The sequence below is a fragment of the Streptomyces sp. NPDC093094 genome (assembly GCF_044754345.1).
Lineage (GTDB): Bacteria > Actinomycetota > Actinomycetes > Streptomycetales > Streptomycetaceae > Streptomyces.
Window position 1 is genome coordinate 188261 of sequence record NZ_JBIVOX010000006.1, and the last position, 26715, is coordinate 214975.

Sequence of the window (26715 nt, forward strand, 5' to 3'; positions counted from 1 at the left end):
GTCACCGCCGGATCGGCATCGCCCTGTTTGCGTGCCGGGCCGGGGGGCAGGCGGATTCTCGTGCTTCGGACCAGAGGCACAGCGGCAGGGCCCGTGTCCGTACCGGGCCGTCCGCGGCCCCGCCGGTTTTCCACGGCAACTCCCTGACACCCCCCGCGTTCAGGAGATCTTTCGCATGCTGGTCGAGACATCCGCACACGGTTCCGGTTCCGACACCCGCCCGGCTCCGTCCCGCAGGCACACCCACGACGACGCCCCCGACACCGGCTCCGACTTCGCACGGCTCGCGGCGCTGCCCGACGGGCCCGAGCGCGACGCCCTGCGCGACATACTGGCCGAGGCGTGGCTGCCCATGGCCCACCGCATAGCCGGCCGCTTCCGCAACCGCGGGGAGTCGCTGGAGGATCTGCGCCAGGTCGCGGCGCTGGGTCTGGTCAAGGCCATCGACCGCTACGAACCCGGACGCGGCGCCTTCGAGAGCTACGCCGTGCCGACCGTCACCGGCGAGATCAAGCGGCACTTCCGGGACCGGATGTGGGCCCTGCGGGTCCCCCGTCGCGTGCAGGACCTGCGCAACAAGGTACGCATCGCCCGCCGCGACCTCCTCCAGACCTCGGGCGGCGCGGAACCCTCGGTCCCCGAGATCGCCGCCCGCGCGGGGCTCACCGAGGAGGAGGTGGCGACCGGCGCGGAGGCGCTGGACAGCTACAGCACGCTGTCGCTGGACGCCGAGGTGTCCGGGGAGGACGAGGGATTCAGCCTCGCCGACACGCTCGGCGTGCGCGAGGAGGCGTACGACGTCGTCGTCGACCGCGAGGCCGCCAAGGAGGGGCTGCGGCGGCTGCCCGAACGCGAGCGCGCGATCCTCTACATGCGCTTCTTCGAGGACATGACGCAGTCCCGGATCGCCGACCGGCTGGGCATCTCCCAGATGCATGTCTCCCGGCTGATCAGCCGCTCCTGCGAGCGGATCCGGCGGGAGGCGCTGGCGCAGGGCCCGGGCCCCCATGGTTCCGGCACGAGCGGGTAGACGAGCCGCGAGGACGCCCATGGGGCACGAGCGACTTGAGGAGGCGACGGGGTGCGAGGGACGGTCGAGGTGACGGAAGCGGTGGATCCACGCGGGTACGCCGGAGGCGTTCGTCCGCGATCCGTCCTGCGGACCGCACCCGGGGAGCGATGAGGCCCGCCGAGCGCCCGCCCGCCTGGACCGGCGGGCGGGAAGCGGCCCGGACGACCGCGGTGACCAGCGCCGCGGCCGCCCGGGGGTACGTGGGCGCGCTCGTCCGGGAACGGTGGCGCGGGCCGGCGGGGCCCGCCTGCGAGGAGGCCGTCGTCGATCTCCTGCTGGTCGTGTCGGAGCTCGTCGGCAACGCCCTGCGGCACGGCGGCGGTCTCGCCCGTTTCGAGGTGGCGCTCGTGCCCGAGGGCGTACGGCTGGGCGTGCACGACTACAGCGACATCGTGCCGGCGGCGGCGTTCGGGGACGGCACGCTGCCCCGCCCCGGCGAGGGCGGCGGCTACGGATGGCCGCTGATCATCCGGCTGGCCGAGGAGATCCGGGTCGAGCGCCGCCGTGCGGGCGGCAAGGCGATCGACGTCCTGGTGCCGCTGCGCTGAGCGGGCTCACCACGGGCGGCTCACCAGGGCAGGAACACATGGACGTCCTTGCCGTCCTCGCGGACCACCACACTGACCTGCTCGCCCAGCGTCTGGATCAGGTACCAGCCGATGCCTCCGCCCTTGCCGGGGCGGAAGGAGCGCGGCGCGGGCGGTTCGGTGCTGGTGTCGCCCAGGGTCACGTGCACACCGTCGAAGGTCCTGCGCAGACTCAGCCGGAAGGGCCCCGGTGCGTACTGCACCGCGTTCGCGGCGAGTTCCGCGACCACCAGCAGGATGTCGTCCCAGTGCTCGCAGGCCGAGGGGGGCACGGTCCGGGCGAGCCGGACCAGAAAGGTCTCCGCCGTCAGCCGGGCGTCCGTCACGTCCTCCAGCCGCCCGTCGAACGTGGCCTCGTACACCTGGGTCCCGTCGGGCGACGGCTTGTCGCCCCAACGCGGTTCGGTCGACATCGCACCTTCCCGGCCGCTCCACTGCGCGCGGACTGTGGCTGGTCTCGTTCCATCTTCTCTCCGCTGCTGGTTCCCCGACCAGGGGCCGCTACGCGCACGAAATCGCCGCGGACGCACCGGGTGCACCGGCTGTACCGGCGCCGACACGCAGGGGTGCGCCCGGGCGGCGCCGCGACCGGTGTCCGGCCCCGTGGCGGCCGCATGGCAGCGCCCGCCGGGTGGTGCGAGCATGGGAAGTGGTGCCAAGAGCTCCCAGGGCCTGTCCGGGGGCGTTCCCGTCCGCCGTTCCGCACTCTCACGAGGAGGGACGACGTCATGGCCAAGCGTCTGGTGATCTGCTGCGACGGCACCTGGAACTTCGCCGACCAGCCCAGCAAGTCCAACGTCGCGAAAGTCGCCCTGTCCGTGCTTCCCGGGTCCGCCGACGGGAAGGAACAGCGCGTCTACTACCACAGCGGCGTGGGCACCCGGCGGTGGGAGCGTCTGCGGGGCGGCGCGTTCGGTGTGGGTCTGTCCCGGAACGTCATCGACGCCTACCGCTTCCTCGTCGAGACGTACGAGCCCGGCGACGAGCTGTTCCTCTTCGGCTTCAGCCGGGGCGCGTTCACCGCCCGCAGCCTGTCGGGGCTGGTGCGCAACAGCGGCATCCTGCGCCGGGAGCACATGGACCGGATCCCGCAGGCATGGTCCCTGTACCGCGACCGGGTCGAGCAACCGAACGGCGCGGCCGCGACGTTGTTCCGCCGCTCGTACGGGCGTGAGTCGCAGATCCGCTTCATCGGTGTGTGGGACACGGTCGGTTCGCTGGGCATCCCCGTCCCGGACGCCGCCTGGCTCAAACCGGCCGTGAACCGCTTCAACCGCCGCTGGGCGTTCCACGACACCGAGCTGAGCCGCGGGGTCGTGGCGGCCTTCCACGCGCTCGCCATCGACGAGCGGCGCTCGGCGTTCCGGCCGGCCCTGTGGCACCAGCGGCCCGGTGCCGACCGGCAGGGCCAGGAGCTGCAGCAGGTGTGGTTCGCGGGGGTGCACTGCGACATCGGCGGCAGCTACAAGGAGACGGGGCTGTCGGACATCACCCTGCTGTGGATGATCGACCAGGCCCGTCGGCACGGGCTGGAGTTCGACGCCGAGGCGCTCAGCGAGGCCGGGCCCACGGTGATGAGGCCGCAGCAGAGCACCGACTTCCGGGTGCAACCGGACGCCTCGGGCCGGCTGCACGATTCACGCAAGGGCATGTACCGGCTCGCCAGGCCCCTGCACCGGCCCCTGGGCGGGGCGGTGAACGACCGGGGCGAGCCCGACGGCAACGAGTTCCTGGCGGTGCCCGCCAAGGAGCGCTACGACCGCGACGACCGCTACCGGCCGCCCGAGCTGGAGCGGTATCTCGGCGCCCAGGAGCGGGTCCGGCTGGAGCCCGTCCTGCTGCCGGGCATCGCCGCCGGTCTGCCGCCCATGCCTCCGGGGGCGTCCGAGGTGCCCGAGGCACCCGCGGCGTCCGACCCGGACCTGCGCCGCGCCCCGTGACCTGCGCCGCGCCCCGTGACCCGCGCCCCGTGACCCGTGACCCGCGCCCCACGCCCCGTGACCCGCGCCCCGTGACCCGGGTCCTGCGGCCCGTGACCCGGGTCCCGTGACCCGGGTCCTGTGGCCCGTGACCCGGGTCCTGTGGCCCGTGACCCGGGTCCTGTGGCCCGCGCCCCGCCGCCCGTCCCGGTTCTCCCGGCCGTCCCCGCCGGTGCCGGCCGGCGGCTGTTCCCGCCCTCGTCCGTCATCCCCTCGTCCGTCATCCCGGTGCCGACGTCCCCTTCGCCGTCCACCGGGCCGCCGGAGACGACCCGCTGACCGCGAACGTGCTCGTGAAGGGTGCCGCCTTCCCTCGTGCGTCGCCCGGACGCCCGGGAAGCATCCGGGAGAACCGCGCCGAGGGCTCGACACCGAGTTCCTCGTCCAGCATCCGGCGGAACGCCTCGTAGTGGGCCATCGCCTCGCCGATGTTGCCCTCCGCGAGATGCGCCGCCACGACCGCCCGGTGCGCGCTCTCCCGCAGCGGCTCCGCCCGTACGCCGGCCCAGGCCGCCTCCATCGCCAGGGCGGGCCTGCCCTGCCGTATCAGGGCCTCGGCCAGTGCGTCGAGGGCATGCAGCCGCAGCTGGCGCAGACGTTCGCGCTCCAGCAGCACCCAGTCCTCGTCCCAGCCCGGCAGCAGATCCTCCCCGGTCAGGAGCTCCAGCCGCGGCAGTCCCCGCAGCGCGGGCCCGCCGCCCTGTACGACGCCGAGTGCCGTCCGGGCGAGGGCGTGGGCGTCCACGCGCAGGTCGGGGGTGACCACCAGGACGTCGCCGCGGCAGTCGATCAGGGACGGCTCGCCCCTCGGCAGCTTCCACAGGGTGGTGCGCAGGCTGCCCCGGGCATGTCCCTCGGTGACCTCGGGCCACAGGGTGCCGGCGAGGACCGTGCGGGAGACCCTCCCGCGGAGGGCCATGAACGCCACGAGCCGCTGGGTGTTGCGGCACAGGTCGACGGGCTCGGCACCCAGTTCCAGACGGAACTGGCCGAGCAGCCGCAGCCGGGGAGGGGCAGACACCACCTTGATCGCCTCACGCACAGTGTTCCGGCTGGTCGCGCCTCCACGGGCTCTGTCGGCCCCGTCGACGGCGCTGAACCGCGCTCGCGACTCCCGGTGCGGCGCCCGTCCGGTGCCACATCCTCCAAGGCGTGCCGCCACCATTTTCGGTCCGCCGCAGACCCGGTGCAACTCGGCCGGGTCGCCCGCGCGACCGCCGTTGACGCGGGATTGACGTCGGGTTGACACCCCTTTTGTACCGTCGTGGACGGTGGACGGCGCACGGCGACGGGACCGGCACCACCCTTCCGGACCGGCGTGTCCACCCGTCGGCTCACCGATCCCCTGGCCCATCGGCCCACCGGTTCGTCGACTCACCGGTTCATCGACTCACCGACCCACACCCGGAAGGCCGGCCGCCATGGTCGTTCTGTCCAACGTCCGTTTCGGCAAGCGCAACGAGGACGTGCGCACCGTGCAGAAGGCCCTGATCGGCCGGGGCCACGACATCCCCGGCGGAGCCACCGGATTCTTCGGGGAGCAGACCAGGAACGCCTATCGCGCCGAACAGTTCGCCCAGGGCTTCCGGGGCTCCGACGCCGACGGGGTCCCCGGCTGCACCTCCCTCACCACTCTCGGCAGCCTCGCCGGATTCCGGGTCGACTGCGCACGGACACCGGCCGGCGCCGGAGGGAAACTCGCCCTCGCCCAGGTCACGTTCCGCGATCCGGGCGACCGGTCGGGGGAGACCGCGATGCGGCACTACGCGGGCAAGGCGTGCGAACTGACCGGCATGGACCCGGCGTTCGGCGTGCCCGCACTCGCCACGATCGCCAAGCGCGAGTCCGCCAGCAACCACCCGAGGTTCCGGATCAACACGCGCGACGTCAACGCGCACGGCCGGACCGCGGCCGACGGCCACCCGCTGAACTGCTCCCGGGGCGCCACCCAGTGCATTCCCACCACCTTCGCCGCGTACCACCAGAAGGGCACCGCCACCACGCCGTACGACGTGGTCGCCTGCATGTGCGCGACCGTCAACTACGTACGCGACCGCTACCACGTGAACCGGTCCGGCTCGAACTTCGCCGCGCGCGTCCAGCAGGCCGATCCGCACCGGGATCCGCACCCCTACTAGGACCCTTCTGACGGATCTCCGTGGGAGCGGCGTTCGGTGCGTACCGGCCGGCGCTCGTCCGCGGAATCGACGGGTCCGCGTTCCCTGTCCGGAATGCCCCCACCTTCCGTGCCGCATCTGAACCGTCCGCCCCGCGCATCCGGGATCCCGGCCCGGCGCGGCGTTCCGGGCGGCCGGGAGCCGGTGACCGCCGATCCCCAACCTGCCCTGCCCCGGCCCGGGTTCGTCCGCCGCCGCTGGCGAACCCGCCGCGGCGCGCTCCTCGTGTGTCCTCCCGCGGGGAACCAATGTCCGCGCAGGTCTGGGCACCGTGGAGCGGCCTGGGTACAGTCCTGCGCGCCGGGCTTCGACCACCCGGATGTGAGGGGGAGTTCGTGGGCGTCACTGGCACACCCTTGCCACCGGGGGCGAGGGAGCTGCGGGCAGCGCTGGCCGGGCACCGGCTGGTGAATCTGACGGGACCGCTCGGGATCGGGAAGAGCAGGCTGGCGCGGGGGCTGCGGGACGCCGTGTGGGCGGACCTGGACCGGCCCGGCGCGTACGGGGAGCTGACGCGGGCGCTGAGCGACCCCGCCGTGGGTCTGCTGGTGGTGGACGGCGCGGACGGACGGCGGCGCAGGGACGCGCTCCACGAGACGCTGGGCCCGTCGCGGCGCCCGGCGGTCGTCGTGCTCAGCCGTACACCGCTGCGCGCCGACCAGCGGTGGGCCGACTCCGGCGCCGCCACGGTCGCCCTGCGCCCGGCCTGCGACGGCCGTACCGGTCTGCGGGCCGCCGCGCTCGACCCGGAGGCGCGTTCGCTGGTGGTCCGGCTCGCGGGCGGCATCCCGCTGCTGGCCGACGCGGCCTGCCGGGCGCTGGAGTCCGGGGCGTGCGCGGCGGATCCCGGGGCGGTGGCCGACCTGGTCGCGGGCGAGGTGCTGGAGCGGCTGGCGCGGGAACTGCCCGGCCGGCAGTGGCAGCACTCCTTACGGCAGCTCGCCACGGTGGGGGCCGGGGACGAGCATCTGCTGCGCGGCGGACCCGACCACTTCGCGTCGCTGGCCTCCCTCAGCATCGTGCGGCGGGGCCCGCTCGGGCTGCTGCTGGCCGAGCCCTACCGGGCCCTGTTCGAGCTGGCCCTCCAGTGGCGCAAGCCCCGTGTCCACCGCGGCACCCGGGTCCGGGCCCGCGGCTACCGTCTGGCCGGCCTCGCCGCCGCGCACGAGCCCGCTCCCCGCGCCGACCTCGCCGAGCAGGGGCTGTTCCTCAGCGGCGACCCGCTCCTGCGCAAGGAGCTGTTCCCGGCACGCGACTGCCGTGTCCACGTCCGCGCGGCGAACGACGCCGACGCCGGCGACATCGGGCGGCTGATGCGCGAGTGGGCCGTGCACAGCGGTTTCGACCGCCGCCGCTGCGACCGGCTCACGGACCGCTGGGCCGGGGACGACATCGGCGCCTTCCGTATCGCCGTCGACCCCGAGGGCAGGGTCGTGGGCCTCGCCAACCTGATGACGGCGGACGCCCGGACGGTGGACGGCCTCGAACCCCTGCTCCAGCAGCACACCGAGGCGCTGCGGGGCGGCGGGCTCTTCCTGGGGGCCGCCCACTGCCCCGCCCCGGCCGTACGCGCCCATGTGCTGCGCCACATCCTGCGGCACGCCGTCCGCAACGGCCGTCTCATCGTCTCCACGGCCAACCCCGACTACCAGAGCCTCGTGCGGGGTCTCGGCTTCACCGTCCACGGCGGGATCAGGGACGACATCTACCGCTGCGGCCGTCCCCCGGAGGTCTCCAGCAACGACTTCACCCCCGACCGGCTCCCGCGCTGGCTCGGCCGCCTCGCCGACGGTCCGCACCTGCCGTCGGGCCCCCGGCTGGCGCCCAAGGAGCTGGGGGTCCTGCTGGACTACGCCTCCGGGATGACCCTGAAGTCGGCCGCGCGCCGGGCCGGGATCACCCCGAACACCGCGAAGGACTATCTCAACCGGGTCAAGGCCAAGTACCGGCTGGCCGGGCGGCCCGCGTACACGAAGACCGACCTGGCGCGGCGGGTACGGGAGGACGGGCTGGACCGGTCCTGAGGCCGGGGCACGGACCGCGGCGGCCGGCCGGGGTCCTCCTCGCGGCGGGTCAGGGGCCGTGGACGCGGACCAGGGCCAGGGTGATGTTGTCCGGGCCGCCCGCCTCGATGGCGGCCTGCCAGAGGGCGAAGGCGGCGGGGCCGTCCTCGGGTTCCTCCAGCAGGCGGTCGATCTCGTCGTCGGGGACGGGGTCGGTCAGGCCGTCGCTGCACACGAGGTAGCGGTCGCCGGGGCCGAGCGGGGCGGGTCCGATGTGCGGGGTGACGGTGGTGAGGGCGAGAGTGCCGCCGAGGGTCTGGGTCACCGCGGAGGTGGTGCGTTCGCCGGGGGCCGGGGGCGGGCTGTCGTCGACGCTGATCTGGCGCAGGCCGTCCCGGTCCTGGAGATAGACCTTGCTGTCGCCGACGTTGAAGACGATCAGGCCGTCCGGGAGGACGAGAAGGCCCGCGATCGTGGTGCCCATCGTGGCCAGCTCGGGGTGGCTCTCGCCCGCCTCGTGCAGTTCGCGGTTGCACGCGTCCAGGGCCCGCCCGAGGCTCTCGGCGTCGGTGAGACCGTGGCCGAGCGCCGCCAGCCGGTTGACGACGAGGCCGCTGGCCACCTCTCCGCCGGGGTGCCCGCCGAGGCCGTCGGCGACCGCGGTCAGAAACGGGCGGACCCGGGGGAAGACGAGTGTCTGCGGGCTGTCGGTCACGGTGCCGCACAGGGTCCACGGCCCGACAACGAGGCTGTCCTCGTTGTGGTCGCGGATCAGTCCTGCGTGACTCAGTGCGGTCACGGCTGTGTACGGCACGCGCTGATCGCCTCTCCACGCACCATTGTCCGCCTCCGGACGGGGCCCGTCCTGGCGGGCCCGGCGCCCTGACGACGGCTCCGGATCCGGCCGGGTGAGCCGCGGACGGCGGCGCGGACCGCCCGGTGTCATCCCGCGTCCGGCAGCCGTGCGGGCAGTGCGCGCTCGTCCGCACGGATGCGTGCCGCCGCCGCGTTGTGCTCCCGCACCGCCGTCAGCCACCGCCAGGGCCGGATCTCGTCGAGGGTGAGGCCGGGGCAGGCCAGCTGGTGCGGGACACGGCAGGTCGCGCCGGGCGGGGGTTCGTCCAGGCCGCCGTTCCACGCCGTGCCGTTGCTGTCGATGTGCCAGCGGTGTCCGCCGGGCACGAGATGCGCCGGCACGGTGAGCCTCGGTTCGAGCAGGACGTGCTGCCCGGTGTAGGTGACCCGCCGGTCTCCCGTGAGCCCGCAGTGCGGGCACAGCGGCGGCCCGGGCGGCTCCGGCCCGCTCGCCCCGTCGGTCGCGGCCTGCCTGCGGTCCGTCGTCTCCCACGGCCGCGGTACCCCGGCAGGCGCCTGCCGGGCGCTGTCGGGACCGGGTAACGGGATGATGCCGTCCTCGTACTCCCCCATACGCCGAGCATGAGGCCGCCGCCCGCACCGGAACAGGGCGCGACCGGGGGCGCAACAGAGCACACGCCGGTCCGCGACGCCCCGGTCACACCCCGTCGGCCCCCTCGGCCCCGGCATCGGATCCGCGCGACGGCGGACACGGCACGGGCCACCGCGCACCCCACCGCCACGACGTCCGCCCTGTGTCCGTGAAGGGCCCGGAGGGCTTCTCCGGCAGGGCGAGCACCTGGGCACGGGCGCCAGGCGTCCTCGTCCTTCCAGGTGAGCGTGGTCAGCCCGGGGTCGACGACACGGCGGTCTCTCCTCGCGCGGATCCGGCCGTGGCTCCTCCCCGGTCAGCTGCGGTCGTCCCCCCGTGCCAGCGCCAGCAGCGCCGCATGGGTCTCCTCGTCCGCCGCCGCCAGCAGGCCGCGTCCCGTGGGGCCGAGCGGGCCTCCGTCGATGCCGGTGACCACGCAGCCGGCGGCGCGGCACAGGGCGATCCCGGCGGCGAAGTGCACGCTCGCGGACAGGTCGCCGCCGTCGGTGACGTACGCGGCACGCCGGCCCGCGGCGACCCAGGCCAGCGCGATCGTGCTGGAGGCGACCCGGGGGCGGAAGCGTTCCACGAAGCCGGGACGGGCCAGCAGGTCCACGGCGCGGAACCCGGGCGCGCCCGGGAACGGCGGGTCCAGGTTGACGTCGACGAGTCCGGTGGCGGACGTCGGTACGAGGAGGCTGTCGGCCCCGTCGGCGCGCAGCCGGGCGGTCTCGCCGTCGGTGAGGAAGACCTCGCCGCCGAACGGGTCGGCCACGGCCGCCGCGCCCTCGCGCAGAGCCACGTTCACGGCCACCAGCATGGTGCCGACGGCGTAGTTGAGCGTGCCGCACAGGGGGTCGACCAGCCACTGCCGGGCCGCCTCCGGCGCACCCTGGTGCCCGCCCTCCTCCCCGAGGATCCCGTCGCCGGGCCGCGCGGCCCGGATGACGTCGAGGATCGCCCGCTCCGCCGCGATGTCGGCCTCGGTGGCGAAGTCCCCGCCGCCCTTGTCCGTCCGGGCGAGGCGCCGCCCGTACAGACCGCGCACCACCTCCGCCCCGGCCCGTGCCGCCGCGGCGGCGACCTCACGGTCGTCGAGGTCCACAGAGGAGTCGATCATGCCGGGGAGCATAACGGGACGGCGCCGGGGAGCACCGATGAGTTTCGGGGACGCGGGGAGTCCAACCGTTCAAGCCCGGTGCCGCGCGCGCCGATGGACCAGGTGTCGTCCGCGGGCGGGCGCGGCAAGGACCTCCGAAAGGGACAACCTCATGATCACCACCGACTTCGACCCCGGCTCCCCCTGTTTCCTCGATCTCGGCACTCCCGACGTCCCCGCCACCGCGGCCTTCTACCGCGCGGTGCTCGGCTGGGACTACGAGTCCATGGGCGAGAGCGAGGACATGGAAGGCGGCATGTTCCGCAAGGACGGCAAGATCGTCGCCGGGCTCGGCAGGCTCACCGAGGAGGGCGCCCGCTCGGCCTGGATGATCTACTACAGCGTCGCCGACGCCGACGCCGTCACCCAGGCCGTCGAGAAGGGCGGCGGCACCGTCCGGGTGGCCCCCATGGACCTCGACGAGTGGGGCCGCATGGCGCAGTACAGCGACCCGCTCGGCGGGCAGTTCGCGGTCTGGCAGCCGGGCACGAGCAAGGGGGTCGAGCTGGTCGACGCGCCGGGTTCGCTGTCCTGGACCGAGCTGTACACCAGCGACGCCGCGGGCGCGAAGGACTTCTACCGCGGGGTCTTCGGCTGGACGTACAGCGACATGCAGCTGCCCGGCGGCGGTGGCACGTACTCCCTGATCACCCCGGCGGGGCTGCCCGAGGAACGGATGCAGGGCGGCATCATGGGCATGACCGAGGCGGATCTCTCCCTGACCGGCGGGCGGCCGTACTGGCACCCCGTCTTCGACGTCGAGGACTGCGACGCCGCCGTCGCGAAGGTCGTCGAGAACGGCGGCACCGTGCAGATGGGCCCGGAGGACGCGGAGGGCGTGGGCCGGCTCGCCGTCTGTCTCGACCCGTCGAAGGCGGACTTCGTGGTCCTCACGCCCTCAGAGAGCTGACACGGCGTCACGGGCAGGCGGCGGCACCGGCCTTCGCCTGTCCTCGCCTGTCCTCGCCTGTCCTCGCCTCTCCTCGCCTCTCCTCGCCTCTCCTCGCCGGGCAGGATCCGCTACGAGGTGACGGCGGCCAGGAGGTTCCCCACGGCCGTCATGACCCGCTTCCCGCGGCGGTGTGCCGTGGTGCACCGGCGCCGGGCGAACCAGCGCCGTGACTGCGGCACCGGCTTCCCGCACCAGTCGCACGGCACTGTTCCCATGAACCCCCCGTTCATATGTTCACCGTACCGGGGCCGGCGGGACGGTGCCGTCCCGCCGGCCCCGGTCCGTGCCGTGCGCGCGAGCCGGCCGCCGAGGGCCGTGGGCGAGGAGGGTACGGGCGGGCACGACGCGTTGTCGGTGCCGTCCGTCATGATCGGGGCATGAGTGAGACCCACACGCCTGCGGCCCCGCCCGTCCGCACACGGGACAGGTTCGCCGTGGCCGGCGCACTCCAGGGGCTCGTCGGCGCGGGCGGCTGCTGGAACGAGGACTCGTTCGCCGGCATCGCCCGGATCGGCCGCTACGTCGAGGGCAGTTGGACACCGGAGCCGGGCGAGCGGGAGATCCGCCCGGCCGCGGCGGGCAGCTGGACGGAGCTGACAGGGCGGATCGGGGCCCTCGCCCTGCGCGCCGTCTCCCCCGCGACCCTGCCGGAGCGCCGTGAGGTGCTGCTGGATTTCCTGCGGATGTGGGCGCGGACGCCGTTCGCGGACCCTGCCTACCGGTTCCGGCTGGGCCGGCTCTCCGGGACGACCTCGTTCAGTGTCCGTGACGAGCGGGGCGCGTCCTTCGGGCTGCATCTCGCGGCCGCGCGCCGCACGCTCTGGTTCGAGGCGGTGCGGCCCGGCGGCGAGGCCGCCCCGCGCCCCGAGGAACCGCTGTACGCCGCCGACTGCCCCCGCGGCTGGGGCACCCCCGCCCAGCTGATGCGCCTGGTCGCGCTCGCCGAGGAACACGGCCCGGTCGCCTGGGACGGTGACGCGGCGCTCGCGCTGAGCGGGGCGACCGGCCTCAGCCGTCCCGCGGCGGCCCTCGTGCTGGCCGGCAACCCCGGGCCGGGCGGCCACCGCCCGCCGCCCCTCGTCGAGCACGAGCGTTCCGTGTTCGGCTTCAAGGCGGGCGAACTGACGGCGGCCCACGCCGAGCTGGCGATGCTGCGCGACGAGGACCGGCTCGACCTGCTCGCCGACGTCCTGCCCGCGGACCCCGCCGACCTGTGGGCCCCGGGCGGCATGGCCCGGGTCGGGGAACGCACCGCCGCGGCCTGGGCCGAGCAGCACGGCACCCGTCCGTCCGCACCGTGGGAGACCTGGCGGGCGGCGATCGCACTGGAGACCCGGATACCGGCCGCGCATCTGTGCCAGCTGTTCCTGGACCCGCCGAACGCGCCCCTGCCGCCGGGGTTCTCCCTGCGGGTCCGGCCCTGCCCGCCGGAGCACCGCGGCCTGCGCACCATGTGGGACGTCATGGGCCCCTACGACGCCGAGACCGTCGCGGAGTCGGTCTTCGCCGGTCTGGTCTGGGCGTACGCGGACCTGCCCGCCGGGGATCCGGTGCGCGAGGGGGCGCCGGAGGTCGTCCGGCAGCTGCGCACGGTGCTGGACGGCCGCGACTCACCGGCCCGCGTCCTCTACGCCGGCCTGTCCCGCGGCCACCACCGGGACGGCCGACGCCTGGACTGGCTCACGGACGGCCCCTGCGACCGCCTCCTGGCCCGTGTCACCGCCGGCGGTCTGCCCGCCGGGTGCTACGAGTCCGATCCGCGGGCCTGCGTCCCCGGCCTGGTCGACGAGGTCGCCGCGGCGCTCGGCCTGCCGGAGGACGCCGCCGCCCTGTACCTCCAGCTCCTGGCGCTGCCCGTGCCGTCGGACCGCAACGTACGGCGCTGGAACGCCTGGACACCGGCCCGGCACAGGGCGGCCGCCGCCCGTCTGACGGAGAGCGGCCTGGTGGTCGAGGACCGCAGGGCCCGCGCCGGACGCACCCTCTTCCTGCCCGGCCCGTGGGCCCGCGCCAAGAAGCCGCTGCCGCCGATGGAGACCTGGAAGGCGCCCCTGCTGGCCGCGCGGCTCGACGCCGCCAGAAGCGAGGTGACGTCCGTCGGCCTGCTCCCGGACACCCTTCCCGAACTGTTCGCCCGGGCCTGGCGGTCGGTCCGCGACGGGAAGGGCCCCGCCGCGTGACCGGGAGGGTGCGCGTCCGGCGCGTGGTCACCACGGAGAGCTCCGTGACGCTCTCCGTGGTGACCACGGATGCGCCCCCGGCCCGGTCCGCAGATGCTTGGAACACAGCGAACGGCCCACGGCACAACAGCCTTGAGCCACAACGACAGGAGTGACGATGACCGCCACCGACACCGGCTCGTACGAGGGTTTCACGGCCGACGAGAAGGCCGCGATGAAGGAGCACGCGCGGGAGATGAAGAAGGCGGCGCGCCGCCAGTCGGCCGCGGACAAGGCGGCGGAGGCCGAGAGGGACGTCCTCGCGAAGATAGCCGAGATGCCGGAGACGGACCGGATCATGGCGGAGCGCGTCCACGCCGTCGTCACGGCCAACGCCCCCGTTCTCGCCCCGAAGCTGTGGTACGGCATGCCCGCCTACGCCCTGGACGGCAAGATCGTCTGTTTCTTCCAGAGCGCGGACAAGTTCAAGGCCCGCTACGCCACCCTCGGCTTCAGCGACTCGGCGCAGCTGGACGAGGGCGCCATGTGGGCGGCCGGCTTCGCGCTGGCCGAGGTCACGCCCGAGGTGGAGGAGCGGATCGCCGGACTCGTGAAGCGGGCCGTCGGCTGAGGGGACCGGACGCGGGGAGGCCGCTCACCGGGGGCGGCCGCCGCCGACGGCCGCAGAGGGGGACACGCCGCCCCGTACCGCGTGCGGGCGGCGGCTCACTTCGCGGTGGGGGGTTCGTCGTCCCAGGCCAGGGAGGACATCCGCCACCCGGCCGGGGTGCGCAGGAACTGGACGGTCTTGTGGCCGGTGCCCTCGAACCACTCGCCGTGGTGGCAGCCGGACTTGCGGTACCGGCTGAACCGGTGGGCGACGGAGCCGTGGATCTCGGTGCGCTCGGCGACCTCGTGCTCGGAGAACTCGGTCAGGGTGCCGTCGGTGAGCATCCTCTGCCGGGGCTCGATGAACGAGTCGAGGTCGTAGATCACCGGCTCGGCACCGACATTGGCGATGATCCTTCCCTGCGGGACGAACACCTCGCGGAGGACGCCGAGGTCCGGCCGGCGGCCGCCCGTGTTGGTGAAGGCACCGGTGAACACGCCCATGAGCCGGTCCAGTTCGGCCTGGACGGCGGACCGGGACCCCTCCCCGGCGGCGGACACCCCGTCGGCCGGGGGCCATTCCTGCGCGAGGACGGACCAGACCTCGCTGTCGAGCCGCTCGCCCCGGTGCGGGTAACGCTGCCGCAGCACTCCCTCGCGGGACATGCCCAGCCGGCGCGCGACCGCGATGCTGCGGGCGTTGCCGGAGGCGACCCACCATTCGACCCGGTTCATGCCGCGCCCGGTGAAGGCCCAGTCGATCAGCGCCCGGCAGGCCAGGGTCACCAGGCCCCGCCCCTCCCCCGCCCGCTCCAGCCAGCAGCCGATCTCGCAGACCCCGGACACGCTGTCGAAGCGGGTGAACATGACACCGCCGACGAGGGTGCCGTCCAGCCAGATGCCGTGGATCCGGCCGGTGTCCGTGGCCTGGCGGTCGGCGTAGCGTTGGAGCGTGGCCGCGGCGGAGGCGAGGTCGGTGCTCAGGGCCGCCCAGGGGATCCACGGGTCGACCAGGTCACGGGCCCGGTCGATGTGGGCGAGGAACTCCTCGGCCTGCCAGGGCTCCAGAGGGCGGAGCAGGGCGCGGTCGTCGAGCGGCAGAGTGAACATGGGCTTCTCGCTCCCTGGATGCGTAACAAGCGTTCGGTACGTAAGCTAGCAGCATGCCGCCCGCACCCGGAGACCGTGAAGCCCGCCGCAAGGACGTATCCGAGGCGGTGTGGCAGGTCCTCGCCGACAAGGGGTTCGGCGGGCTGACACTGCGCGCCGTGGCGACCGCGATGGGCGTCTCGACCGGAATGCTCATGCACTACTTCCCGACCAAGCGGGCTCTGCTCACGCACGCCCTGGACCTGCTGGAGAAGGAAACGGCGCAGCGGCCCCGCCGTGCGCGGCCCGCTCCGGGCCTCGCCACCGTGCGCGTGATGCTGCTGGACATCCTGCCGCTGACGCCGGGCGACACCGCCCGCAACCGCATCTGGGTCAGCTCCTGGGACCTGTCCCTCGCCGACGAGGGGCTGGCCGCCGAACAGGCCGGCCGCTACCGCCGGTTGCGTGCGACGATCCGCCCCCATCTGGAGACCGCCCGCGACCTCGGCGAGCTTCCCGCGGCCGCCGATCCCGGCCGGCTGGCCGCCGCGGCCGTCGCGTTCACCCACGGCCTCGTCGTCCAGGCCCTCTTCGACCCCGCCCACTTCCCCGAGGACGTGCAGACCGCTCTGCTGGACGACTTCCTCGCCTCCCTCGCCCCGCCCGGGTGACGGCCGCGCACGGCGGGCGGGCGGCCCCCCGGGTCACCGGTCCGGTGCCGGGTGGTGCAGGACGAGCAGGGCGATGTCGTCCGTGCGCTGCCAGCGGCTGCCCGCCATGCCCACGAGGGTGTCGATGAGGCGGTCCAGGTCCCGGTCGTCGGCCCGGGCGAGACGGCGGGCGAGGCCGGCGAGGGAGTCGTCGAGGTCCACGCCGGGTTTCTCGACGAGGCCGTCCGTGTAGAAGGCGAGCATGAGCCCGGGGGTGAGCGGCAGCTCGGTCACGGGGAAGTCGGCGTCGGGGTCGATGCCCAGCAGCGGGCCGGGCGACAGGTCCACGGGCCGGGCCTGCGGGCCGGGCAGCCGCATGATCGGCGGCGGATGGCCGGCGGTGGCCAGGGACACCCGCCGGCCGGCGAGGTCGACGTGGGCGTAGAGACAGCTGCTGAACAGTTCGGCGCCGACATCGGTGAGGAGCCGGTTGACGCCGGACAGCACCCGGTCCGGAGAGGTTCCGAGGGCGGAGTGGGCGTGGACGGCCGTGCGGACCTGGCCCATCAGGGCGGCGGCGGAGGCGTCATGGCCCTGGACGTCGCCGATGACGGCCGCGACGGTGCCGCCGCCGAGCGGGACGAGGTCGTAGAAGTCCCCGCCGACGTCCATGCCCCGGCCGGCGGGCAGATAGCGGGCGGCGACCCGCAGTCCGGCGACCTCGGGCAGGGTGCGCGGCAGCAGCGCCTGCTGGAGGCTGTGGGCCAGATCGCGCTTGGCGTCGTAGAGGCGGGCCCGGTCGAGGGCCTGGGCGACCAGGCCGGCGAGGGAGGTGAGGACGGCGCGCTCCTCGGCCGGGAACCGGTGGGGCCGGTCGTAGGAGAGGATGCAGCAGCCGACGGGACGCCCGGAGACCACGAGCGGCAGGAACGCCCACGCCTGCTTCCCGCTGGCCTGCGGAGCCTCGGGATAGGTGCGGCGCATCTCCTCCGGGTCGGCGAAGAACGCGGGCACACCGCCGGCGAGCACCTGCCCGGCCGGGGTGAAGGAGGTGTCCAGGGGCAGGCCGTCGAGCCGCTCGATGACGCCGGGCGGGTAGCCGCGGTGGCCGGTGATGCGCAGCCGGCCGGCGTCGGCGGTGGACAGCACCAGGCCCTGCGCGTCGAAGGCGGGCATGATCTGGTCGGCGACGAGGTCGATGACGTCCTGGACACCGACGACCTCGGTGAGCGCGGCGGCCAGATGCGTGAGCTGGTAGAGCCGGCCCGCGCTGGTGGGTGTCACCGTGCCCGTCACGTCCCGGGAGGCGGGCACGGGCGGGGGCCGGCCGTCCGCGGGGACGATGCGCACGCTGATGCCGCTGGCGTCGGGGTAGAGGTGGAAGTCCAGCCGGTGGTCCGGGGGGCGGTACGCCGTGAAGGCGACGGGTTCGCGGGAGATCACCGCGGCGCGGTAACGGTCCTCGTACGCGGGATCGTCGAGCCAGCGCAGGGACTGCCACGGCCGTGTGCCCAGCAGCAGGTCCGCCTCGCCGCCCAGCAGGTCGCACGCGGCGGAGCTCAGATAGGTGAAGCGCCCTTCCAGGTCCAGGGCGCAGGAGCCGCCGGGGAGCCGCTCGGCGAAGTCCGCGGCCGCCTGCACGGAGTCCACCGCCGGGCGCACCGCGCCGGCGGTGACCACCCGGGGACGCTCACCGGGCGAGGGCCGCCCGCCGCGTTCCACGGCCTCCTCCAGCACCCGGGCGAGGCGTCCGCAGCCGGCGGCGATGTTCCCGCGCTCGCGCCGGGTCATGTGGGGCGGCCGGCCGGCGGGCCACATCAGCAGCAGGGAGCCCCAGCGGCGAGCGCCCGTGACGGGTGCGGCGGCCAGCGCCAGCGGGTACGGCAGGGCCATCGCGGTGCGCGGGTAGGCACGCGCCATCTCCTCCTGGTTGCCCACCCACACCACGCGGTCGTCCCGCACCGCCTCTGCCACCGGCACCGGAGCGGCCAGCGGGACCCGCGCCCAGGGTGCCGCGATGCCGGCCGGCGCCCCGCACAGGACGTCCAGGACCAGCTGCCGCCCGTCCGGATCCAGGAGGTACAGCGCGCCGATCGACGCCCCGGTCCCGCGCACGGTCTCCACGAAGACGGCGTCGAGCGTGTCCGTGTGCGTCGCCGCGTCGCCCACTCCGGTCATGGAGCACCTCCAGCCGCCCTACCGGGACGCTACGCCCCTACCCGGCGGTCGGCACGCCTGCGCGCCCGGCGGGCGCCCCGGTCCTCGGCAGGATCCCCGGCGCCCTCCCCGCCCGACGGCACGGCCACGGGCCCCGCGGTGCGCCACCGCGGGGCCCCGGACCCCGTACGGCGGCCCGGCCGGGCCGGACGGAAGGCGGGCGGCGGACCCGGGAAAGGCGGGCGGACACAAGAAAGGCAAGGAGGGAATCCGCTCCTTGCCACTCTCAACGTATAGCGCACGGGGGGCCTTGCGGCAAGGCCCCCCGTGTCCCGCAGAATCACTCCCTCACCCCCACCACCTGCGGAAATGAGAGCTTCTCGAAGTGCATGCGACCACCAGCGCATTCGATCTGCCCGACCGTCTCGCCCCCAAGGCCGACCCGGCGCTGATCGCCGACGACGAGCAGCACTTCGCGGCGATCGCCGAGGCCCTCCGGCAGACGATCGCCGAGGTGTCCGATCAGCTCGCCGCCCGGCTCAGAGCGCCCGGCGGCGCCGGGCGGGCGGCGATGGACCGCGACGCGGAGGTCCACCGGCTGTCCGGGCGGCTGCGCGCCCTGCGCCGGTTCGGCCTGGACCTGTGCCTCGGCCGCATGGTCGGCACGGACGGCGCCGGTCCCGTCCACGTCGGGCGGCTCGGCCTCACCGACAGCGCGGGGCGCCGTCTGCTGGTCGACTGGCGCTCCCCCGCCGCCGAACCGTTCTTCGCGGCGACCCACGCCCACCCGATGGGACTGTCCAGCCGCCGCAGGTACCGCTGGACGGACGGACGGATCAGCGACTACTGGGACGAGGTGTTCACCGCCGACGGACTGCGGGGGCATGCCGCGCTCGACGACCAGTCCGCCTTCGTCGCGAGCCTGGGCGCCGGCCGGTCGTCCCGGATGCGGGACGTGCTCGCCACCCTTCAGGCCGACCAGGACGCCGTCGTACGGGCCGGGTCCCGCGGCACGCTCGTCGTCGACGGCGGACCGGGCACGGGCAAGACCGTCGTCGCGCTGCACCGGGCCGCCTATCTCCTCCACGCGGACCCGCGCCTCGGGCACCGCCGGGGCGGCGTGCTGTTCGTCGGCCCGCACCAGCCCTATCTGGACTACGTCGCCGACGTCCTGCCCGGCCTCGGCGAGGAGGGCGTGCGGACCTGCACCCTGCGGGACCTCGTCGACGAGGGAGCCGGGGCGGTGGAGGAGACCGACCCGGAGGTCGCGCGTCTGAAGGCGTCCGCGGACATGGTGAAGGCGGTCGAGACGGCCGTACGGTTCTACGAGGAGCCGCCCGCCGAGGGCCTGAGGGTCACGACCCCCTGGTCCGACGCGTGGCTGAGCGCCGACGACTGGGCCGAGGCGTTCCGCGCGCCGGGCCCCGGCACCCCGCACAACGAGGCACGCGACCAGGTCTGGGAGGAACTGGTCACGATCCTGCTGGACAAGGCGGGCGCCGAGGTGCCGGAGGAGCTGTTCCGCAGGGCGCTGCTGCACGACGAGGAGCTGGTGGGCGCGCTCGACCGGGCGTGGCCGTCGATCGAGGCGGCCGACCTCGTCGGGGACCTGTGGTCGGTGCCCGCCTATCTGCGGCTGTGCGCTCCCTGGCTGGGTCCCGACGACGTGCGCAGGCTCGGGCGCAAGGCGGCCCCGCAGGCGTGGACGGTGTCGGACCTGCCGCTCCTGGACGCGGCGCGGCAGCGGCTGGGGGACCCCGGGGCGTCACGGCGCAGGCGCCGGCACGAGGCCGCCCTCGCCGCACAGCGCGAGCGCATGGCCACCGTCATCGACGACGTGCTGGCCGCGGACGACGACGGTGAGGGCGCGGTCACGATGCTGCACGGCAGCGACCTGCGCGACAGCCTCGTCGACGGGGCCGGACCGGCCGGGGCCGAGCCGGACCGGCTCGCCGGACCGTTCGCGCACATCGTCGTGGACGAGGCGCAGGAACTGACCGACGCGGAGTGGCAGATGCTGCTGGTGCGCTGCCCTTCCCGGAGCTTCACGGTGGTCGGGGACCGTGCGCAGGCCCGGCGCGGGTTCACCGAGTCGTGGCGGGAGCGGCTCGGACGCGTCGGCCTGGACCGCGTCGAGGTGGCCTCCCTGAGCGTCAACTACCGTACGCCGAAAGAGGTCATGGCGGAGGCGGAGCCCGTCGTCAGGGCGGTGCTCCCGGACGCCAACGTGCCGGTCTCCGTCCGCAGCAGCGGTCTCCCCGTCGTCCACGGGACCGTCCCTGAGCTGGAGTCGGTCCTCGGCGACTGGCTGGCCTCGCACGCGGAGGGCGTCGCCTGTGTGATCGGCGACGACGCCTTCCGGGAGACGTTCGCGGACACCCCCCGGGTGCGGTCGCTGACTCCCGGGCTGTCGAAGGGACTCGAGTTCGACCTGGTCGTCCTGGTCGACCCGGACGGGTTCGGCGAGGGGGCCGAAGGGGCGGTCGACCGCTATGTCGCGATGACCCGGGCGACCCGGCAGCTGGTGGTCCTCACCGGCCGCTGAGGCGTTCGCGGTGAACTGCCGAACGTTTCCCGGCACTTCGGCGTCACAGGGTCAGTCGTGATCGAAGGGACGTCACCATGACCGTCGTACACCGCCGTGCCCGTGCCGCAGCCGCGGCCGCTCTGATCGCAGGGACGCTCGGGGCGACCGCCGCCTGCGACACGGACACCCGGGCCTCGGCCTCGTCGTCGCAGGCCGGGGGCACCGCCCCGTCCGCCGAGGGCACGGGCACGCCCTGGGAGGAACCCGCCGCGTACACCTACACCCTGCGGTCCGACGGGGGCGAGCGGCCTCTGATCGGGGCCTTCCGGATCACCGTGCGGGATCACCGGGTGATCCGGGCCCGGGGCCTCGACGAGAGCGGGCGGTTCGTGGTGCGGCGGTTCCCCGACATGGTGCCCACCGTCGGCGGGCTGCTCGCGGAGATGGAGAAGGCGCGGCGCGACGGCGCGGACGTCGCGGAGGGCGACTTCGCGCCGGACGGCCGGCCGCGGCGGATCACCATCGACCAGGACCGGTCCGCGATCGACGACGAGGCCGAGTACGTCATCAGCGGCTTCACCCCGGCCGCGGACCGGGGGCGGTGAGCCGGGAGAACAGGCGGCCGCCGCCGTCCGCACGGCCGGCCCGGGCCCGGTACGTCGTGCGTGCCGAGCCCCCCTCCGGGGCCGCCGGTGAACGGCTCCCCGGACACGGGCACCCGCCGCCCCGGCCCCGCCCGGTACCGGCGCTCAGCCGGTGAAGGTCTCGGGGCCGAGGCGTCCCCAGGCGATGAACACCGCGATCGCCAGGTACACCACGTTCACCGCCACGAACTTCGCCTCGCCGCGCCTGCCGTGGGTGATCATCGCGCCCACCATCAGCAGCACCCAGCAGACGGCGGTGACCGGCACCACGACCGGCGCCGTGCCGAGGACGGCGGGCAGGACCAGGCCCACCGCGGCGAGCATCTCCACCACACCGAGCAACTTCAGGAAGCCCGGGCTCGCGGTCCCGGTCCAGCCGCCGCCCTGGACCGCGGCCAGCTTCTCCTTCGGTACGAACGCCTTGGTGAGCCCGCCGGTCAGAGCCACCGCGGCAAGCACTCCGGCGGCGATCCACAGCGCGAGGTTCATCGTCTGCTCCTTGATCGGGAACGGTCTGCATCCCCTATGACGAGACGGTGCCGCCCGCTGTGACATCCCGGAGCCCGGACGTCGTTCCGTGGACGGATCGGCGGGTCGGCGGGTCGGCGGGTCGGGCACAGAGTGCGGGCGCCGCGGCCTTCCGCGGGTGACGCACGTCCGGCTGCTCCGCCCGTGGGGGCGTCCGTCATGGCCTTGCCCGAGAAGCCGGGCCCGCGCTCTGCACCGCTCCGGGACACCGCGCGGGCGTCAGCGGCCCGGGCCGGACGATCGGAGGCCGGTCCGGCCCGGTGGCGTGGTGGATGCCGTACCGCGTCGCGCCCGGCACGGGGCGCCCGCGTCGTCGCTGCCGTCCGGCTGACGGGCCCGCGGGGTGCAGGAGGGGCCGTACCCCGGCGCGGCCCGGGGCGTCAGGGCAGTCGTTGCTCGAACCAGACGATCTTGCCGCCGCTCACGCGGGTGGCTCCCCAGCCCACGGCGAGGTGGTCGACGAGGAACAGGCCGCGGCCGCTCTCGTCGTCCGGCTCGGCGTGGCCGAGCCGGGGCAGCTGGACGGAGTCGTCGCGCACCTCGACGCGCAGGACGTCCGTGCGCAGCAGCCGCAGGGTGAGTGGCCGGGTGGTGACCCGTACCGCGTTCGCCACGACCTCGCCGACGAGGAGCTCGGTGGTGTCCGCGAGCGCGTCCAGGCCCCAGCGGTGCAGGGTTCTGCGGACCAGCCTGCGGGCCTGGCCGGCGGTGCGCGGGTGCGGGGTGAGGTACCAGTTGGCGGCGGTCTCCGGCAGGAGTCCCTCGAAGCGGGCCGCGAGCAGCGCGACGTCGTCCTCGCGGCCGACCTCGTCCAGCGTGCCGAGCGCCGCCTCGCAGAGCGGCTCCAGCGGGGGCGGTCCGTCGGCGGCGAGCGCCCGCAGCCGGTGGCGCAGCCGTGTCATGCCGGTCTGGATGTCGGAGCCGCGGGACTCCACCAGGCCGTCGGTGTAGAGCAGCAGGGTGGCCCCGGTCGGCGCGGCCGTCTCGGTGGTCTCGAAGGAGCCGCCGCCGACTCCTATCGGTATGCCCGACGGCAGGTCGAGCGCCTCGGCCACGCCTCGGGGGTGCAGCAGGAGCGGGGGCGGGTGGCCCGCGTTGGCCATCAGCAGACGGCGCGAGACCGGGTCGTAGACGGCGTAGAGGCAGGTCGCGAGGTGCTGGCTGCCCAGGCGGCCGGCCTGCTCGTCGAGGTGGTGGAGGACCTCGTGCGGCGGGAGGTCGAGGCCGGCCAGGGTGTGGACGACGGTGCGGAGCTGGCCCATGATCGCGGCCGAGGTCAGGGAGTGGCCCATCACGTCGCCGATGACGAGCGCCACCCGGTTGCCGGGCAGCGGTATCGCGTCGTACCAGTCGCCGCCCACCTCGGCGGTCCGTGAGGCGGGCAGATAGCGGCTGGCCAGCCGGACGCCGACCAGGGCGGGCAGGGACGGCGGCAGCATGGTGCGCTGGAGGGTGTCGGCCACGGACGCCTCGTGGCCGTGGGCGAGCGCCTTGTCGACGCCGAGCGCGGCGTGCGTGGCGAGCTGGGAGGCGACGAGGAGGTCGTCGTCGGTGAAGGTGCGGCGCCCGTGGCCGCGGACGAGGGTGACACCGCCCAGGACGTGGTGGCGGCCGCGCAGCGGGGCGACGATCACCCGGCGGCCGGAGGGCACGTCCTCGGGGAGGCCGGCCGCGGCGAGGAGCTCCGCGGCCGCGGCGGCCCCGGGGCCGCTGCCGAAGACGGGCCGCCCGGACTGCAGCAGCTTCGTCAGCCGGCCCGTGCCCGCGTGCGGCGGGGCTTCGGGCACCGGTGCCGCTGTCCGGTACACGCTGTGCAGTGCGAGCCGGGCCGGACCGGCGGGGGCGGTGTCCGCGGTCGGCAGCGGGTCGTACAGATGGACGACCGCCAGGTCGGCGAAGAGGGGGACGGCCGCCCGGCACAGCTCGGCCAGGGTCTCGTCGAGGCTCATGCCGCGGGCGATCCGCCGGGTCGCGGTGTCGAGGTAGCGCAGCCGCCCGGTCCCGGCGGCGCGGGCGGGCCGGCCGCCGCGGGTGCGGCGGCCGTGCCGGAAGCCGCCGCGCGCCGCGCCGGACACCGGCTCGCCGCCGGACATCCCGACGGCCGGCTCGCCGTCTCGCACCCCGGTCACGGGTTCACCCTCCGACGCCCTGATCACTGTGCCCCCGCGGGACGAGGCAGCCGACGGGCCGGTCCGGTGCCGTCCGCGTCCGCCGTACCGCGGGCGCGGGCGCGGGAACGGTCCCGCGCCCATGCGGACACCTCTCCCGGGCCGGTGCCGCGCTCGGCTGCGGCCGCCTGTGCTGACATGGGTGTCGTGTTCTCCCGCGCCCCGATCCACTCGACCCGGCGGCCCCACGGGCCGGCCCGGTCCCGACGGCGAAGCCTCTAGTCGAGTCTCGTACAGCGCAGGAAGATCTGCTCCTCCGGCGGGACGTCGGAGCTCTCCGGCGCATAGGTGTAGGAGGACTCGCCCTCGATGGTGAAGCCCGCCGCCTCGACGACCTCGCGCAGGCCGTCGCGGAGGTAGCCGGTGACGCGGATGGTGCTGCCGAGGAAGGGGATGGCGAAGTCGTCGACGTCGGCCTCCACCATCGACAGCGCGAGCACGCCGCCGGGCCGCAGCAGGCCGTGGATCATGGTCAGCGCGAGGGGGATCTCGGCGCGCGGCAGCATCAGCAGCGAGAAGAAGGCCGCGACGGCGTCGAACCCGCCCAGGTCGAGGGGGCCGCCGGGCCGCAGGTCGGCGATGTCCGCCCGGTGGAACTCGCCCTCGGGGACATTGTGCCGGGCCAGGGCCACCATGGCCGCGGAGAGGTCGACGCCCACGACGGCACAACCGCCGTCGGCGAGCTGCCGCGCGGTCGGCAGTCCGGTGCCGCATCCGAGGTCCAGCACCCTCGCGCCGGGCGACAGGCGCTCCAGGAGCCAGTCGGCGGACCCGACCTGTCCCTCCTTGTGCGGGAACGCCTCGTCGTAACGGTCGCCGATGGAGTCGAACGCCTCCGCCTGGCCTGTCCGGTCGAGCTTCAGGCTGTCGTAGTCGAGTCCCTCACCGGCACCGCTCACTCTGCGTCTCCCTTGGGCTAAGGCTTGAATCATCCTTGCACAGAAGGCACTTCCGTCGCGCGGGCTTCGCGGGGAAAGGGGCCGCCGCACCGCTCGCGGGCGCGGCCTCTCCCCCGGTTCCCCGGTGCGTGAGGACACGGCCGGGGTGGGACGGGCTGTCGCGGGTACCCGGGGCGGCGAACCCCGACCCGGGTGGCGGCAGACGGGCCGCCACCGGTCGACCGACGGAAACCGGAGGTAGAGCGCATGAGCACGGTCAAGGAGACGGTGGAGGTCGACGTCCCCCTGCACACCGCGTACAACCAGTGGACGCAGTTCGAGCAGTTCCCGCACTTCATGGAGGGGGTCGAGGAGGTCCGGCAGCTGGACGCGCGCCGCAATCACTGGACCACCAAGATCGGCGGGGTCCGGCGGGAGTTCGACACCGAGATCGTGGACCAGCTGGCCGACGAGCGCATCACCTGGCGCACGACCTCCGGCGACACCAGCCAGAGGGGCTCCGTCCGCTTCGAACGCGTGGACGACACCCACACGCGCGTGGAGCTGGTGATGGACATGGAACCCAGCGGGGCCGCGGAGAAGGCGGGGGACCTGCTCGGGACGATCGACCGGCGGGTCAAGGGGGACATGAAGCGGTTCAAGGAGTTCATCGAGGAGCGCGGCGGCGAGAGCGGCGCCTGGCGCGGCCGCCTGCGCCCCGGCGACACCGGCACCACCCCGCTCTGACACCGCGAACACTCCCGGCCGGGGGCGCGCCCCCGGCCGGCCGGTGCCGGACTCCGCCGTCATGAGCGACCGGTTTCCGCTTCGGCCGCAGGCCGCAGGCCCCGTGCCGGGCACGAGCGGCGGCCTCGCGCCCGGACCGCCCGGCCCGCCCGGCCCCGTCATCCGCGGCCGAAGCGGTCCTGCGGTTCGGGCGGTTCGCCGCCCGCCAGGTCCTGCGGCGGACGGGGCACCTCGCGCCCCGCGGCACGCCACGCCCTGACGAGCTCGTCGTAGATCGGGGCGCCCGCGTCCCCGTGCGGACGCCCGGGCGCGGACCCCTCGTCCGGGTGGCCGGCTTCCGACGACGTCATCCCCGACCGTCACGCCCCTCCCGCGTCCCGGCGCCCAGACGCCGCCCACCACTGCAGAATCGATTTACCCCACGGCATTCATGCCTGCCCGCCCCGACCGCTCCACACCCTCCGCCCCGGAGACGAACCGGCGCACGCGCAGCGCTCGCGAACGCGCGACGCAAAGCGAACGCGCCCCCACGCAAGGGGCGTTCCCGGCACTCCGGCCGAGCGTACGATCGTACGCTCACGAGGTGTACGATCGTACGCATGGTGGAGGACTACTTCGCGGGCGACCCGCGCACGAACCTGGAGCGGATGCTCGCGGGCGATCTCTACATCGCCGACGACCCCGAGATCGCCCGCAGGCAGCAGGACGCCGTCCGCCTGGCCGCGCGCTACCAGGCGGCTTACGCAGAGGACGCCGACGCCGCACGGCCGGTGCTCGCCGGACTCCTGGGCTTTCTGGGCGAGGAGGCGCAGGTGCGGCCCCCGCTGCACGTCGACTACGGCAGCAACATCAGCATCGGCGCGCGCACCTTCGTGAACTACAACCTGACCGCGCTGGACGTCGCCGCGATCACGATCGGCGAGGACTGCCAGATCGGGCCGGGCGTCCAGCTGCTCACCCCGACCCATCCGCTGGAGCCGGGGCCGCGCCGCGACAAGCTGGAGGCGGCGCAGCCGATCACCATCGGCGACAACGTCTGGCTCGGCGGCGGCGTCATCGTGCTGCCCGGGGTGACCATCGGGGACAACTCCGTCGTCGGCGCCGGGTCGGTGGTCACCAAGGACGTGCCCGCGAACGTCGTCGCCGTCGGCAACCCGGCCCGCCCGGTGCGGGAGCTCTGAGT

The 26715-nt window shown here is 74.6% G+C and carries 24 protein-coding genes; 13 read left to right on the forward strand and 11 right to left on the reverse strand.

The annotated features are described in order from the left end of the window. The first annotated feature begins 175 nt into the window (after nucleotides 1-175). Both ACIQGV_RS14415 and ACIQGV_RS14420 read left to right on the forward strand, forming a co-directional pair. A complete protein-coding gene (locus tag ACIQGV_RS14415; RefSeq protein ID WP_402494430.1) occupies nucleotides 176-1030 on the forward strand; it encodes a SigB/SigF/SigG family RNA polymerase sigma factor in 855 nt (284 codons plus the stop codon). Nucleotides 1031-1179: 149 nt separating this feature from the next. Then, a complete protein-coding gene (locus ACIQGV_RS14420; protein ID WP_402494432.1) occupies nucleotides 1180-1620 on the forward strand; it encodes an ATP-binding protein in 441 nt (146 codons plus the stop codon). Nucleotides 1621-1640: 20 nt separating this feature from the next. Here the strand turns inward: ACIQGV_RS14420 and ACIQGV_RS14425 are convergent, their stop codons facing one another. Further along, nucleotides 1641-2072 carry an ATP-binding protein gene (locus ACIQGV_RS14425; protein ID WP_402494434.1) on the reverse strand — a complete coding sequence of 144 codons (432 nt, stop codon included), beginning with the start codon at nucleotides 2070-2072 and terminating at the stop codon, nucleotides 1641-1643. Nucleotides 2073-2387: 315 nt separating this feature from the next. Between ACIQGV_RS14425 and ACIQGV_RS14430 the strand changes: the two genes are divergently transcribed. Beyond that, nucleotides 2388-3599 (forward strand): DUF2235 domain-containing protein, encoded by a 1212-nt coding sequence (locus tag ACIQGV_RS14430; protein WP_402494436.1) that lies wholly within the window; start codon nucleotides 2388-2390, stop codon nucleotides 3597-3599. 259 nt (nucleotides 3600-3858) lie between these two features. Here ACIQGV_RS14430 and ACIQGV_RS14435 read toward each other — a convergent pair whose 3' ends face one another. Next, a complete protein-coding gene (locus ACIQGV_RS14435) occupies nucleotides 3859-4668 on the reverse strand; it encodes a BTAD domain-containing putative transcriptional regulator (RefSeq protein WP_402494985.1) in 810 nt (269 codons plus the stop codon). A gap of 391 nt (nucleotides 4669-5059) precedes the next feature. On the opposite strand from ACIQGV_RS14435, the gene ACIQGV_RS14440 reads away from it, so the two are divergent. Beyond that, nucleotides 5060-5776 (forward strand): peptidoglycan-binding protein, encoded by a 717-nt coding sequence (locus ACIQGV_RS14440; RefSeq protein ID WP_402494438.1) that lies wholly within the window; start codon nucleotides 5060-5062, stop codon nucleotides 5774-5776. 374 nt (nucleotides 5777-6150) lie between these two features. After that, complete coding sequence (locus ACIQGV_RS14445) at nucleotides 6151-7839, forward strand: hypothetical protein (protein WP_402494440.1); 1689 nt, start codon at nucleotides 6151-6153, stop codon at nucleotides 7837-7839. 49 nt (nucleotides 7840-7888) lie between these two features. Here ACIQGV_RS14445 and ACIQGV_RS14450 read toward each other — a convergent pair whose 3' ends face one another. From ACIQGV_RS14450 to ACIQGV_RS14460, 3 genes are all read right to left on the reverse strand, one after another. Next, nucleotides 7889-8632: a PP2C family protein-serine/threonine phosphatase gene (locus ACIQGV_RS14450; protein ID WP_402494442.1), complete on the reverse strand. Its 744-nt coding sequence runs from the start codon at nucleotides 8630-8632 to the stop codon at nucleotides 7889-7891. A gap of 128 nt (nucleotides 8633-8760) precedes the next feature. Beyond that, nucleotides 8761-9246 (reverse strand): DUF6083 domain-containing protein, encoded by a 486-nt coding sequence (locus ACIQGV_RS14455; RefSeq protein ID WP_402494444.1) that lies wholly within the window; start codon nucleotides 9244-9246, stop codon nucleotides 8761-8763. Nucleotides 9247-9581: 335 nt separating this feature from the next. Beyond that, nucleotides 9582-10385, reverse strand: a complete 804-nt coding sequence (locus tag ACIQGV_RS14460) for an inositol monophosphatase family protein (RefSeq protein WP_402494446.1) — start codon at nucleotides 10383-10385, stop codon at nucleotides 9582-9584. Nucleotides 10386-10536: 151 nt separating this feature from the next. Between ACIQGV_RS14460 and ACIQGV_RS14465 the strand changes: the two genes are divergently transcribed. From ACIQGV_RS14465 to ACIQGV_RS14475, 3 genes are all read left to right on the forward strand, one after another. Next, nucleotides 10537-11334 (forward strand): VOC family protein, encoded by a 798-nt coding sequence (locus ACIQGV_RS14465; RefSeq protein WP_402494448.1) that lies wholly within the window; start codon nucleotides 10537-10539, stop codon nucleotides 11332-11334. Nucleotides 11335-11753: 419 nt separating this feature from the next. Continuing rightward, nucleotides 11754-13556, forward strand: a complete 1803-nt coding sequence (locus ACIQGV_RS14470; protein WP_402494450.1) for a hypothetical protein — start codon at nucleotides 11754-11756, stop codon at nucleotides 13554-13556. A 157-nt stretch (nucleotides 13557-13713) separates the two neighbouring features. Further along, nucleotides 13714-14166 (forward strand): iron chaperone, encoded by a 453-nt coding sequence (locus ACIQGV_RS14475; RefSeq protein WP_402494451.1) that lies wholly within the window; start codon nucleotides 13714-13716, stop codon nucleotides 14164-14166. Between the two features lie 95 nt (nucleotides 14167-14261). Here ACIQGV_RS14475 and ACIQGV_RS14480 read toward each other — a convergent pair whose 3' ends face one another. Next, nucleotides 14262-15254, reverse strand: coding sequence for a GNAT family N-acetyltransferase (locus tag ACIQGV_RS14480; RefSeq protein ID WP_402494453.1), 993 nt, complete (start codon nucleotides 15252-15254; stop codon nucleotides 14262-14264). Between the two features lie 53 nt (nucleotides 15255-15307). Between ACIQGV_RS14480 and ACIQGV_RS14485 the strand changes: the two genes are divergently transcribed. Continuing rightward, entirely contained in the window at nucleotides 15308-15904 is a 597-nt protein-coding gene (locus ACIQGV_RS14485; RefSeq protein ID WP_402494455.1) for a TetR/AcrR family transcriptional regulator, read from the forward strand. Between the two features lie 33 nt (nucleotides 15905-15937). Here ACIQGV_RS14485 and ACIQGV_RS14490 read toward each other — a convergent pair whose 3' ends face one another. Then, nucleotides 15938-18061, reverse strand: coding sequence for a SpoIIE family protein phosphatase (locus tag ACIQGV_RS14490; RefSeq protein WP_402494457.1), 2124 nt, complete (start codon nucleotides 18059-18061; stop codon nucleotides 15938-15940). Between the two features lie 364 nt (nucleotides 18062-18425). Here ACIQGV_RS14490 and helR point away from each other — a divergent pair, with 364 nt between their 5' ends. Both helR and ACIQGV_RS14500 read left to right on the forward strand, forming a co-directional pair. After that, entirely contained in the window at nucleotides 18426-20585 is a 2160-nt protein-coding gene (gene helR, locus ACIQGV_RS14495; protein ID WP_402494459.1) for an RNA polymerase recycling motor ATPase HelR, read from the forward strand. 77 nt (nucleotides 20586-20662) lie between these two features. Beyond that, entirely contained in the window at nucleotides 20663-21172 is a 510-nt protein-coding gene (locus tag ACIQGV_RS14500) for a DUF6174 domain-containing protein (protein WP_402494461.1), read from the forward strand. A 144-nt stretch (nucleotides 21173-21316) separates the two neighbouring features. Here the strand turns inward: ACIQGV_RS14500 and ACIQGV_RS14505 are convergent, their stop codons facing one another. The 3 genes from ACIQGV_RS14505 to ACIQGV_RS14515 all read right to left on the reverse strand — a co-directional run bounded on the left by ACIQGV_RS14505 (nucleotide 21317) and on the right by ACIQGV_RS14515 (nucleotide 24806). Beyond that, nucleotides 21317-21700, reverse strand: a complete 384-nt coding sequence (locus tag ACIQGV_RS14505; protein WP_402494463.1) for a DoxX family protein — start codon at nucleotides 21698-21700, stop codon at nucleotides 21317-21319. A 419-nt stretch (nucleotides 21701-22119) separates the two neighbouring features. Further along, on the reverse strand, nucleotides 22120-23868 hold the full coding sequence (locus ACIQGV_RS14510; RefSeq protein WP_402494465.1) for a SpoIIE family protein phosphatase: 1749 nt from the start codon (nucleotides 23866-23868) through the stop codon (nucleotides 22120-22122). Between the two features lie 257 nt (nucleotides 23869-24125). Beyond that, nucleotides 24126-24806 carry a methyltransferase domain-containing protein gene (locus ACIQGV_RS14515; protein ID WP_402494467.1) on the reverse strand — a complete coding sequence of 227 codons (681 nt, stop codon included), beginning with the start codon at nucleotides 24804-24806 and terminating at the stop codon, nucleotides 24126-24128. Between the two features lie 246 nt (nucleotides 24807-25052). Between ACIQGV_RS14515 and ACIQGV_RS14520 the strand changes: the two genes are divergently transcribed. Continuing rightward, nucleotides 25053-25532: an SRPBCC family protein gene (locus tag ACIQGV_RS14520; RefSeq protein WP_402494469.1), complete on the forward strand. Its 480-nt coding sequence runs from the start codon at nucleotides 25053-25055 to the stop codon at nucleotides 25530-25532. A gap of 158 nt (nucleotides 25533-25690) precedes the next feature. On the opposite strand, the gene ACIQGV_RS14525 is transcribed toward ACIQGV_RS14520, so the two are convergent. Beyond that, nucleotides 25691-25882, reverse strand: coding sequence for a hypothetical protein (locus ACIQGV_RS14525; RefSeq protein WP_402494471.1), 192 nt, complete (start codon nucleotides 25880-25882; stop codon nucleotides 25691-25693). Nucleotides 25883-26131: 249 nt separating this feature from the next. On the opposite strand from ACIQGV_RS14525, the gene ACIQGV_RS14530 reads away from it, so the two are divergent. Next, entirely contained in the window at nucleotides 26132-26713 is a 582-nt protein-coding gene (locus ACIQGV_RS14530) for a sugar O-acetyltransferase (RefSeq protein ID WP_402494473.1), read from the forward strand. Nucleotides 26714-26715 lie beyond the last annotated feature (2 nt).